The following is an 11,452-nucleotide window of genomic DNA, read 5'->3' as shown; positions in this document are numbered from 1 at the left end:
CATTATCAGTGATAAGGCTCTGCCTATCTTTGGGGTTTTTGTCCTTTGGGGTTTTTGTCTTTTATTTTTAATATCAATCGGTTGTGTTTTATGTATTTTTAATTTCTATCATCTGTGTGGCTATTTATTTTCTATTTTATCAATTTATAGGAAAGGTGACATAGGTCACGCCTGTTCCTTGTCTAAATTGACTACTGTCAAGTTGACATCCCTCTTTGGGGGTATGATTTCCTTATGGAATACGATGCGCATCACATAAATGCAACGTGTTCTGTCAAAACCACATCCGTTGAGATTTGTGAGGAATAATGAATATTAAAAAAAGAATGATAGTGGGAGTTCTTGCTATTGGGGTGCTGCTCGGTTGGTTAAGCCTTGGAGGGACTCATGTCATCTTAGAAAAAACGTCGAGTACGGAATTTTGTCTCTCTTGTCATACTATGCAAGCACCCTTTCAGGAGTATCAAGGCTCGGTACACTTCAGCAATGCCAAAGGCATCCGTGCAGAATGTGCTGATTGCCATATACCCACTGATACTATGGATTATTTAGTCACTAAAATCAGGGCGTCCAAAGATATCTATCATGAGTTTATTACCAAGAAGATCAGCACACCTGAAAAGTATGAAGCGCATCGAGCCGAGATGGCTGAAACTGTCTGGGCGCAATTAAAAGCGAACGATTCTGCGACCTGTCGTTCATGTCACAGTGAAGATGCGATGGAGATTTACGACCAAACGGTGCAAGCACAAAAAATGCATCAGTACGGTATCGACAATAATCAAACCTGTATTGATTGCCATAAAGGTGTGGCGCACATGCTTCCTGAAGTCAAAATGGACAGCCAAGCATTAGCCCATTTAGTCGAAGAGGCTAAGTTAACCCCTGTGGGCACTTCTATTGTTTATGCGATGCAATCTACGTCCATTTCTGATTTCGGAACGATCAATCCAGCGACGCCGCTGAAAGTATTGAATGAAAGCGATGGCAAACGCACCGTTGAATTGAGTGGTTATCAGATGCAAGGTGCAGAACAAGTCTTGTATATGGGTGAAGGTAAGCGTGCTGTGATTGCTATGTTAACTGAAGCAGGGCAAAAAGCATTGAGCGTAAAAGAGTATAACGAAGATGCCTACGGAAATCAGTGGCGTCAAGTAACACTTGCCGGGGACATCGACACGCCAGTGTTGGGTAAAATGGATTCGCTTTGGGCATACGCTGAGCAATTGGACAATGTTTACTGTTCAACATGTCATGCCAAAATTCCGAGTAACCATTTTACGGTTAACGCGTGGCCTTCTGTGGCAAAAAGTATGGGGGACCGTACCTCTATTTCCGCAGAGGATCTAGAAATCCTCACGAAATATTTCCAATATAATGCGAAAGATGTTGTTGCCCAATAAAAAATGAAATAAGGATTCAGTGATGACTACTCTCACACGTCGAAGTTTTCTAAAAAGCGCTGGTGCAACTGCAGGTGCGGTCGCTATTTTTTCGGTTAAACCCATGCCAGTTCTCGCTTCCGCACCGCGAGGAGCTGGTGTACTGACTGCTGGGCGTTGGGGCGCTATGCTGGTTGAAGTTAAGGATGGGAAAATTATTTCCTCCAAGAATGCATTGCCGCAAACCGTACCCAATAGTCTACAAACCTCAGCGCCAGATCAAGTGCATACTCAAGCTCGGGTCAAATACCCGATGGTGCGTAAAGGTTTTCTAGCCAATCCCCATATGCCAGATGGTAAACGAGGAGACGATGAGTTCGTCCGCGTTAGTTGGGAAAAAGCGCTGCAATTAATCCACCAACAGCATGCCCGTATTCGCACTGCTTATGGAGCCGAGTCAATTTTTGCGGGCTCTTACGGCTGGCGATCCAGTGGGATTTTACATAAAGCCCAAACCCTACTGCAACGCTATATGAGTATGGCGGGAGGCTATTCGGGCCATTTAGGTGATTATTCTACGGGTGCTGCGCAAGTCATCATGCCTTACGTTGTAGGCTCAATAGAAGTGTATGAACAACAAACAACTTACCCTGTTGTACTTGAAAGTAGTGATGTTGTGGTGCTTTGGGGGCTCAACCCTATTAATACACTGAAAATAGCATGGAGCAGTACTGACGGCGCGGGACTTGAGTTTTTTAATCAACTCAAACATTCTAAAAAAACCATTATCGCTATCGATCCTATGCGTTCGGAAACCATCGAATTTTTTGGTGAAAACGCTCAGTGGATTGCACCGCATCCTGGTACTGACGTTGCGATGATGTTGGGGATCGCCCACTCACTAGTTGAAAAGGGCCAACATAACCTCGAATTTTTGAATAAATACACCGCTGGTTACGACAAGTTTGAAGCTTATCTGTTAGGTCATTCTGATGGCACGCCAAAGACAGCACAATGGGCTGAGGCAATTTGTGGCGTTCCTGCCAAACAACTAGAGCTATTGGCTGATATTTTTAGCAAAAATAGAACTATGATCATGGCTGGTTGGGGAATCCAACGTCAGCAATATGGTGAACAAAAACACTGGATGCTTGTCACTCTGGCTGCAATGCTAGGGCAGATCGGTTTACCCGGTGGTGGGTTTGGTTTTTCATATCACTATTCCAATGGCGGTAACCCAACGCGGACTGCGGGTGTTTTACCTGCTATATCAGCGGCCATTGATGGTGGTTCATCTGCAGGTAATGATTGGGCCGTTTCTGGAGCAGTAAATAGTTTTCCTGTGGCTCGTATTGTAGAAGCGTTGGAAAACCCATCCGGTCAATATCAACACAACGGGCATGAGAAAACATTTCCTAACATCAAAATGATCTGGTGGGCGGGCGGTGCAAACTTTACTCATCACCAAGATACCAACCGTTTGATTAAAGCGTGGCAAAAGCCGGAACTCATCGTTATCTCTGAGCCTTATTGGACTGCGGCCGCAAAACACGCTGATATTGTACTGCCCATCACGACGTCATTTGAGCGTAATGATCTCACCATGACAGGGGATTATAGCAATCAACATTTAGTGCCGATGAAACAAGCAATTGAGCCTCAATTTGAAGCGCGAAATGATTTTGATGTATTTGCTGATATGGCGGAGCTGTTAAAACCGGGCGGACGTGCAGTGTATACGGAAAATAAATCCGAAATGGAATGGTTGGCTGGTTTCTATAAAGGAGCTCAAGCTATCGGTCGCCAGAATCGGATTGCAATGCCTAACTTCAGCTATTTTTGGAAACAAAATCAGCTCATTGAGATGAAATGGAACGAAGCGAACGCGAAGTTTGTGCGTTATTCCTCTTTCAGAGAGGATCCTATCCTGAACCCTCTTGGTACACCAAGTGGCAAGATTGAGATCTTCTCCAAAACCATCGAAGGCTTCAAATATAGCGATTGCCCGCCACATCCTATGTGGATGCCGCCAACGGAGTGGGTAGGGAATGCTCAAGCTGATGAACTGCAATTGATGACATCGCATGCGGCTCATCGTCTCCATAGCCAGTTAAACTATGCGGCACTACGCGAGCAATATGCGATAGCAAACCGTGAACCGATCTGGATTCATCCAGAAGATGCAAAAGTTCGAGGGATCAAAGATGGCGATCTTGTCCGTGCTTATAATCAACGTGGCCAAGTCTTAGTTGGCGCGCTGATCACGGATGGAATTAAGCAAGGTTCGGTCTGTATTCATGAAGGGGCATGGCCCGATTTTGATAAACCTCATGGTTTATGTAAAAACGGAGGATGCAACGTACTGACCGCTGACATACCTACGTCAAGGTTAGCCAATGGCTGTGCTGGTAACTCTTCAATTGTGAAAATAGAGAAATATATAGGAGAGCCACTTCCTCTAACCGCATTCACACCGCCCAAAGGCGCGTAAAAGCAAAAAGGCCACTAGATGAGAGTGGCCTTTACTTTTTAATCAGAGAGTCGTAGTCAGTGAGTAATATCAGCTCGCCGCGATTTTGTTTGTTCTACGAGGTCTATTTTGTCCAGCCGATCCGCTTCTCGTGGGTTGGTTTGCACTTGGTTTGTTGCTGTTTGAACGAGTGGAATTGGCCGCTTTCGGCTTTCTGTCGTTAGTTTTGGTATTTGCGCTTATGCTGTGACCTTTTGCTACATCACCAGAGCGCTGTCCGTCATTATGTTCTGGTTTGTTCTTTTTCGGCTTTTTCGCTTTAATCGGTTGTAGCGAAGGAGATGCCGGTAATTTGTTCACTGGCGCAAAGCCTTCAACCTCAATTCGTTCTAGTAAATTTTGGGTAAGGCGCTCAATGGCAAACATGTCTTTTGCTTCATCGGCGCAGACCAAAGAGATCGCATTTCCTTCAGCGCCTGCACGGCCTGTACGGCCAATTCGGTGAACATAATCTTCAGGGACGTTAGGCAATTCAAAGTTTACCACTTGTGGTAATTGGTCAATATCAATGCCGCGAGCGGCAATATCCGTTGCTACTAAAATGCGGATCTCACCACTTTTAAAATTGGCCAATGCCTTAGTACGTGCGCCTTGACTTTTATTGCCATGAATAGCGGCGGCGCTGATGCCACTGCCTTCAAGTTGTGCGGTTAAGCGATTAGCGCCGTGTTTAGTTCGTGTAAATACCAACGCTTGTTGCCAATTATTTTCTTTGATTAGTTGAATCAATAGTGCTGGTTTTTTCGCTTTATCTACAGGATGTACCCACTGTTTGACAGTTTTGGCGGTACTATTGCGTGGCGTAACCGAAATCTCGACTGGGTTGTTAACTAACCCTTTCGCAAGTTGGCGAATTTCATCAGAGAAAGTGGCCGAAAAGAGTAGGTTTTGACGTTTTGCTGGCAGCAGTGCAAGGATCTTTTTAATGTCACGAATGAAGCCCATGTCTAACATGCGATCCGCTTCGTCTAAGACCAAAATTTCTAATTGGTTAAATTTAATCGCATTTTGGTTGTATAAATCCAACAGTCGACCCGGTGTCGCGACCAAAATATCTACCCCACGACGCATTTTCATCATCTGTGGGTTAACTTTCACACCGCCGAAAATAACTTCAGAGCGTAGTGGAAGGTTTTGTCCGTAAGTTGCCACGTTGTCGGCAACTTGTGCGGCTAATTCACGTGTCGGCGTCAGAATTAATGCACGCACTTGGTTGGGGCCTACTTTTGGGCCTTTAACTAATAGATCCAAAATGGGCAGGGTAAATCCTGCTGTTTTCCCGGTACCTGTCTGGGCCGCTGCCATCACATCTTTGCCTTCAAGAACGGCTGGAATAGCTTGCGCCTGAATTGGCGATGGTGTTTCGTAACCTTGAGAAGCAACGGCTTTCAGGATGGCATGGGATAAACCCAGAGAGGCAAAACTCATTAAAATGTCTCGATATGTAAATAAGGGAGTGATCCGCATCACGTTGCGGAAAGGCGCAAGCATACAGTAGTCACAGCAAAAGTGCTACGGAATGTCTCTGTTTGCCACTTGTCAGTAACAAATAGTGCGTATTTTCTTCCGAGAACATTAGAATTATTAATTTAAATATAACCGGTTTCCGAAACCGGTTACATTTTTACGATAATCGTTTATGATGTCACGCAAAGTAGCAAAGCGATGATGTATTTCTATACAACCTGTCCATATGGCGTGAAATAGCATATTAGATCGACATAAGGGTACATTGAGTCAGCAAATGAAGACGAGGTAGATGACGATGGCAACGAATGGTTTTCCAAAAGATTTTTTATGGGGTGGGGCTGTAGCAGCACATCAAGTTGAAGGTGGATGGAACCAAGGTGGAAAAGGAGTCAGCATTGTCGATGTGCTCTCAAAAGGAGCGCATGAAGTACCTAGGGTGATGACCTCCGGTGTGGATGCAAATTATTTCTATCCTAATCATGAAGCCGTTGATTTTTATAGTCATTACCAAGGTGACATTGCACTTTTTGCTGAGATGGGTTTTAAATGTTTTAGAACCTCAATTGCTTGGACTCGTATTTTTCCACAAGGTGACGAAGTCTCGCCCAATGAAGCAGGGCTACAATTTTATGATGATCTTTTTGATGAATTGCTGAAATACGGCATTGAGCCAGTTATTACGCTTTCGCATTTTGAGATGCCATTCCACCTTGTACAACAATACGGGGGATGGGCAAATCGCAAGCTTGTGGATTTCTTCGTTAACTTTAGCCAAGTGGTGATGGAGCGTTATAAACAGAAAGTGAAATACTGGATTACCTTCAATGAGATCAATAACCAGCGAAATTGGGAATTCCCACTGTTTGGCTACTGTAACTCAGGGGTGATCTTCACTGAACATGACAACCCAGAGCAGGTGATGTACCAAGTCATGCATCACCAATTTATTGCCAGTGCTTTAGTGGTCGATCTCGGTCATAAGATCAACCCTCAATTTCAAATGGGTAGCATGATTCATATGATGCCGCTTTATCCCGCGTCGTGTCGTCCAGAAGATATGATCCGCTCTCAAGAAATGATGAGAGAGAAATACTTGTTCAGCGATGTGCAAGTTCGTGGTTATTATCCAAGCTATATTTGGCGTGAATGGGAGCGAAAATCGATAACCGTTGATATGCTCGATGGCGATGAAGCGATACTGCGTAAGGGTTGTGCCGACTACCTTGCGATCAGCTATTACATGACGAATATTGTCTCGGATGATCGCAACGCTGAAGGTGAAACAACCAGTTTATTTAAACAAAGTCGCTTAAACCCTTATCTCACAGCGTCTGATTGGGGATGGCAAATTGACCCGGTAGGGCTTCGCTACGCGCTTTCTGAATTGTATGAACGCTACCAGAAACCGATTTTTATTGTCGAAAATGGTTTTGGGGCGATCGATGAAGCCGATGAGCAAGGCCAAGTGCAAGACGATTATCGGATTGAGTATTTACAAGCACATATACGAGAAGTGAAGAAGGCCATTGCTATAGACGGCGTTGATGTCATGGGCTACACCCCTTGGGGCTGCATCGATTGTGTGTCATTCACCACTGGTGAATATAAAAAACGTTACGGTTTCATCTATGTTGACAAACACGATGATGGTTCTGGTTCAATGGCTCGCAGTAAAAAGAAAAGCTTTTACTGGTATCAGTCCGTGATCAAAACCAATGGCGAACAATTATAAACGTGGAATGACAATAATAATTGTTGATTGAGAGCGTTCATCCAGCTTAGGAAATTAGGTAAACTCCCTCGGCTTCCAAAAGTCGGGGGTTTTTATTAGGAGTCACCATGGCGACAATCAATGACGTTTGTAAAGCAGCGGGCGTGTCTAAAGCCACCGTATCGCGCGTACTCAACCAAACTGGCCAAGTAAAAGCAAGTACGCGAGAAGCCGTTTTACAAGCCATGTCCACCTTGGGTTATCAACCTAATGTGTTGGCGCAAGCATTAGCCACAAACAGTGCAAATGCGATTGGGCTGATACTTCCTCAGTTTCAAGGGAGTTATTTTGGCAGCTTATTGCATCAAGCAGCACAAGGTGCCGAGCAAGCACGTAAGACCTTACTTGTCATGGACAGTCACGATAACGCGGCAGGCGAATTAGCAGCAGTGCGCTCATTGCTCACTCAGCGTTGTGACGCCATCATGCTTTACAGCCGCCATTTGTCGAATCATGAGCTGGCATCATTGCAATCTGATGTTTCAGTGCCACTGATTGTACTCAATCGAACCTTGGAAGAAGTCGGTTTGCATAGTTTTGGTTTTGAGCAGCATCAAGCCGCTTCTTTAGCGATTAATCACTTGCTTGAACTTGGCCATCGCCGCATTGCTTGCATCACTAGCCCTTTGGACAGTGATACAGGACAACAGCGATTTGCTGCTTACCAGTCAGGCTTGCAGCAGACTGGTATTAAGCTCAATCACACGCTCGTTGTTGAAGGTGATAATTCTATGCTGGCGGGTTATGCCGCAGTTCAACGGTTATTAGAACAACAGAGTGAGTTCAGCGCTATTTTTGCCTGTAACGATGATATGGCACTAGGAGCAATGCGCGCACTTTACGAACATGCCATTTTGGTACCCAATCAGGTCTCTGTAATGGGGATTGATGATGAGCCTGCGGCTGCGTATTCGGTGCCCAATCTCTCAACAATATCGCTTCCCATTGAGCAACTGACGAAGGACGCAGTAGCCTTGGCCCTACAATTGGCTGAAGGGAAGAGCTCGGATGATGCCAAGATACATCGCTATCTAGGTAAGCTGGTGCTTCGAGAATCAACGTGCGCACCTTAAGAGGCCTCGCAGATTAATGACTCATTGAAATAATGAGCATTTATTTTAATTAACTGTATAAATCCACAGTTAATTGCTTGACATTATGTCACTCTTTACTAAGCTGTATGTATGCACAGTGAAGTTGGAGGTGAAATATGTTGTGGGAAACGCTAGAACGAGTTAACCGCCTTCGCCAAGAAGCGTTAGCCAACCCAGACTTTGTCCAATCCGCGCAAGACCATGAAGAGACATTGAAGCAGGTCGAGCAATACTTTGAACCAACGAAACGACGCAAGGCAGCAAAACGTGCAAAAACCCTTGCAGATATTTATCAACAGACTGAATTTGGTGAAAATCCATCTGGTGTTCAACATTAGTCAGTGTTTGACATGAGCCAATGTTGAACATGCATTAGTAAAAATGGTTTAGCTTGCAAAGAGCTGCTTGATGCGCAGCTCTTTTTCGTTTCCTTCCTTAAGGCTGAGCGTTTGTCTTTATTCGGCTCAGTTCATTCAGCCAGTTGATAAATAGTACAGTTTAAGTGAGATTTATCGTCTGATCTAAAGGCGATTGTCCGCATTTGGTTGGGGAGCAAAAAGAAGCTGGAGTCAGAAAATTGTAGTACGTTGTCATGTTCTAGGTGAACGTAAAGTGCAGGTCGGTCAGTGGTCAAACAGAGACTGCCCGCACGATATTCACACAATATGCGGGCCGATTTTAAGGGCAAGCGTTTGGGTACATCCGGCAGCCAAAAATTATCCCGCTGGCCATCCGTACTGACAAAGTAGATCGCTCCTTTTTCTGGTGTGAAATCCTTTATTGTGTGTTGCCACACGATTTGGTTACTCTCTTGGGGCAGTCGTTCATTGATTGACCAATGCTTTCGCAATTCTCCTTCCCATCCAAACCAATATATGTCACCCACAAGGTATTGCTCACTGGGTGCATCATTAATGGCTCTCAATGATAGGTATTTCTCATCTTCAGAAAAACAGGCCAAAAGCGGGTTATAAAACCGTTTGGCGTGATAATGTAATTGCTTCCAGCGTCCAGAATACTCAATGCTTGACCAAGACGCGACGGGCCAGTTGTCATTGAGTTGCCAATATAATATGCCACGGCAAATCGGTGAGGTTGCCCGCCACGCTTCGACAGCCGTTTTAATCGCCATGGCTTGCTGAACTTGGCTCAAATAAAGCATCTGCTGGAAGCCATTCGGGAAACGGAAATAGCGAGTAAACATTTCGGTGATGATGCTATTACCACGAGCATTCTTTTGGTGATGTTCAAAATGAGGCGCACTGATATTCCAGTCGCTTTCTGGGATAATCTGCTTCACTTCACTAAATGAAGGCCAAGACTGATAACCGAATTCTGAACAAAATCGTGGGGATATTGAATGGTAAGCGTCAAAGGATTTACCTGAATGCCACACATCCCAAAAATGCATGTCACCTTTATTATCATCATGCCAAGCGTCACCAAAATCTAATTCACCATTGCAAGGTGAGCTTGCCCAAAAACGGCGACTTGGATCTTGTTCATTGACGAGGATTTCTAAAAAACGATTGAGTCGGTCGTAATTGACTAGGTATTTTTCACGGTTTTCTCGAGATTCTGGATACCAAGTTAATGAACCAATCACCTCATTATCACCACACCAAATGGCAAGGCAAGCATGGTGCTTCAAACGTTGTATTTGTTGTGTGACTTCTTGCTTTACCTCTTCTAAGAAACTCGGTGTTGAAGGGTATTGTGCGCAGGAAAACATCAGATCTTGCCAGACTAATAATCCGAGTTGGTCGCAAAGTTGATAAAAATGATCGTGTTCATAATCACCTCCTCCCCACACACGAATCATATTCATGTGAGCTTCTTGTGCGGCTCGTAACAGCTGTTGATAACGGGAAAAATTGACTTTGCTTGGCATGGCGTCCATTGGTATCCAATTCGCGCCCTTCACTGATATCGAGACCTCATTCACGATAAAGGTCATTTCACTGCCGATGGAATCTTGCTCAGTGCGCAACGTGAGACGTCTTAAGCCAACTTGGCGGTTGATCTGCTGCTGTGCCATGGCAATAGACAGTGTGTATAAATAAGGGTCACCGTAACCGTTTGGCCACCAGAGATGCGGATGGTGAACATCAATATCCACAATGCTTTGGTTGCAAAATGCCTCACTATCGATCGTAATAGTTTGATCGCCAAAAGTAAGTGTGATGGGTGTGGAGAGCGATTCGCTATGCCGTATTCTTACGTGCAGCGTAACGTGTGTTAAAGCATGCCAAACTTGTTCAATATCCACACCCAGCAGTGAATATTCTTGTACCGTTTTTAATTGCATTGGTGCAAAAATACCACAAACAGCAAGGCATATCCCCCAATCCCAACCACTGTGGCATTGAGGTTTTCGCACTGTGTTCATGTGAGGAAGTTGATTATTCCCTTGCGCCCACGGAATGGGAAAGGGCAGCTCATCGGCTCTTTGCTTGGCTACCGAAGCGGCAGGTTCAAATCGCCATTCAAAATGATTTACACCAATTTGCAGATAAGGGCGAATATTAACGGTATAGGTTTGAAAAGCATTATGGCACTGTAAAACCTTCTGTCCGTTGATCCATAGATCAGCAAACGTATCGACCTTATTCAGCTCCAGTAAGTGGTTTGGGCACTGAAGGTCTGCCGCATTTAAAGTGATCGCTTTTGTTAATACCCAATGACATAAGCCAGCCCACTGAACCTGAGATTCATTGGATGCATAATAGGGATGAGGGATCAAACCCGCTTGCAGTAATGCATGATACTGGTCACCGGGCAGTGTCATCGCGATTTGGATATCGGGATACTCGGGTGAGCTCAATCGCCATTCACCGTTTAAATCAAACATAAATCCACCTCAAAAAATACGATTTACAAGGGCTAAATGAGCTGATTTAACCATGCACTATGAAATAAAAATGTGCATGGGTGGCAGGCTCAAAAGTTGTGCGAAGTTTTTAGATTAAGTTGCGAAGCAGTCAATAATTATGATTTTCTTGACTTTAATTTGACGTCACTAAGCTTGACGAGCGGCTTGTTTTAACTTGTTTTGTCTTGGCACATCTTGAAACAATTTGTTGTGAAAGTGTCCGCTTGTGGCGGTTTATATAAAGAATCATTTTGGAAATGGTGCTGAAAGGTGTATAAATGCCGCATTCAAACAGAGAGAGAAAATATGATGAAAATCGACAAGCTAGAAAAT

The 11,452-nt window shown here is 44.5% G+C and carries 7 protein-coding genes; 5 read left to right on the top strand and 2 right to left on the bottom strand.

Annotated features, from left to right (window positions below; all coding sequences use genetic code 11):
* Window positions 1-308 precede the first annotated feature (308 nt).
* Window positions 309-1,403, top strand: coding sequence for a NapC/NirT family cytochrome c (locus B9J87_RS03640; protein WP_094126923.1), 1,095 nt, complete (start codon window positions 309-311; stop codon window positions 1,401-1,403).
* A gap of 22 nt (window positions 1,404-1,425) precedes the next feature.
* Window positions 1,426-3,873 (top strand): trimethylamine-N-oxide reductase 2, encoded by a 2,448-nt coding sequence (locus tag B9J87_RS03635; RefSeq protein WP_094149376.1) that lies wholly within the window; start codon window positions 1,426-1,428, stop codon window positions 3,871-3,873.
* Between the two features lie 69 nt (window positions 3,874-3,942).
* Here the strand turns inward: B9J87_RS03635 and B9J87_RS03630 are convergent, their stop codons facing one another.
* Window positions 3,943-5,403 (bottom strand): DEAD/DEAH box helicase, encoded by a 1,461-nt coding sequence (locus tag B9J87_RS03630; protein ID WP_094149374.1) that lies wholly within the window; start codon window positions 5,401-5,403, stop codon window positions 3,943-3,945.
* A gap of 274 nt (window positions 5,404-5,677) precedes the next feature.
* Here B9J87_RS03630 and B9J87_RS03625 point away from each other — a divergent pair, with 274 nt between their 5' ends.
* The 3 genes from B9J87_RS03625 (at window position 5,678) to B9J87_RS03615 (ending at window position 8,585) form a co-directional block, all read left to right on the top strand.
* A complete protein-coding gene (locus B9J87_RS03625; protein WP_094149377.1) occupies window positions 5,678-7,114 on the top strand; it encodes a 6-phospho-beta-glucosidase in 1,437 nt (478 codons plus the stop codon).
* 107 nt (window positions 7,115-7,221) lie between these two features.
* Window positions 7,222-8,226: a LacI family DNA-binding transcriptional regulator gene (locus B9J87_RS03620; RefSeq protein ID WP_094149372.1), complete on the top strand. Its 1,005-nt coding sequence runs from the start codon at window positions 7,222-7,224 to the stop codon at window positions 8,224-8,226.
* A 137-nt stretch (window positions 8,227-8,363) separates the two neighbouring features.
* Complete coding sequence (locus B9J87_RS03615; protein ID WP_010319365.1) at window positions 8,364-8,585, top strand: hypothetical protein; 222 nt, start codon at window positions 8,364-8,366, stop codon at window positions 8,583-8,585.
* A 131-nt stretch (window positions 8,586-8,716) separates the two neighbouring features.
* On the opposite strand, the gene B9J87_RS03610 is transcribed toward B9J87_RS03615, so the two are convergent.
* Window positions 8,717-11,098 carry a glycoside hydrolase family 2 protein gene (locus B9J87_RS03610; protein ID WP_094149370.1) on the bottom strand — a complete coding sequence of 794 codons (2,382 nt, stop codon included), beginning with the start codon at window positions 11,096-11,098 and terminating at the stop codon, window positions 8,717-8,719.
* Window positions 11,099-11,452 lie beyond the last annotated feature (354 nt).

The sequence above is a fragment of the Vibrio sp. V19_P1S1T109 genome, assembly GCF_002241375.1.
Lineage (GTDB): Bacteria > Pseudomonadota > Gammaproteobacteria > Enterobacterales > Vibrionaceae > Vibrio > Vibrio anguillarum.
Note: the sequence above shows the minus strand (reverse complement) of the source record. Positions and strands in the feature narration are given on the sequence as shown.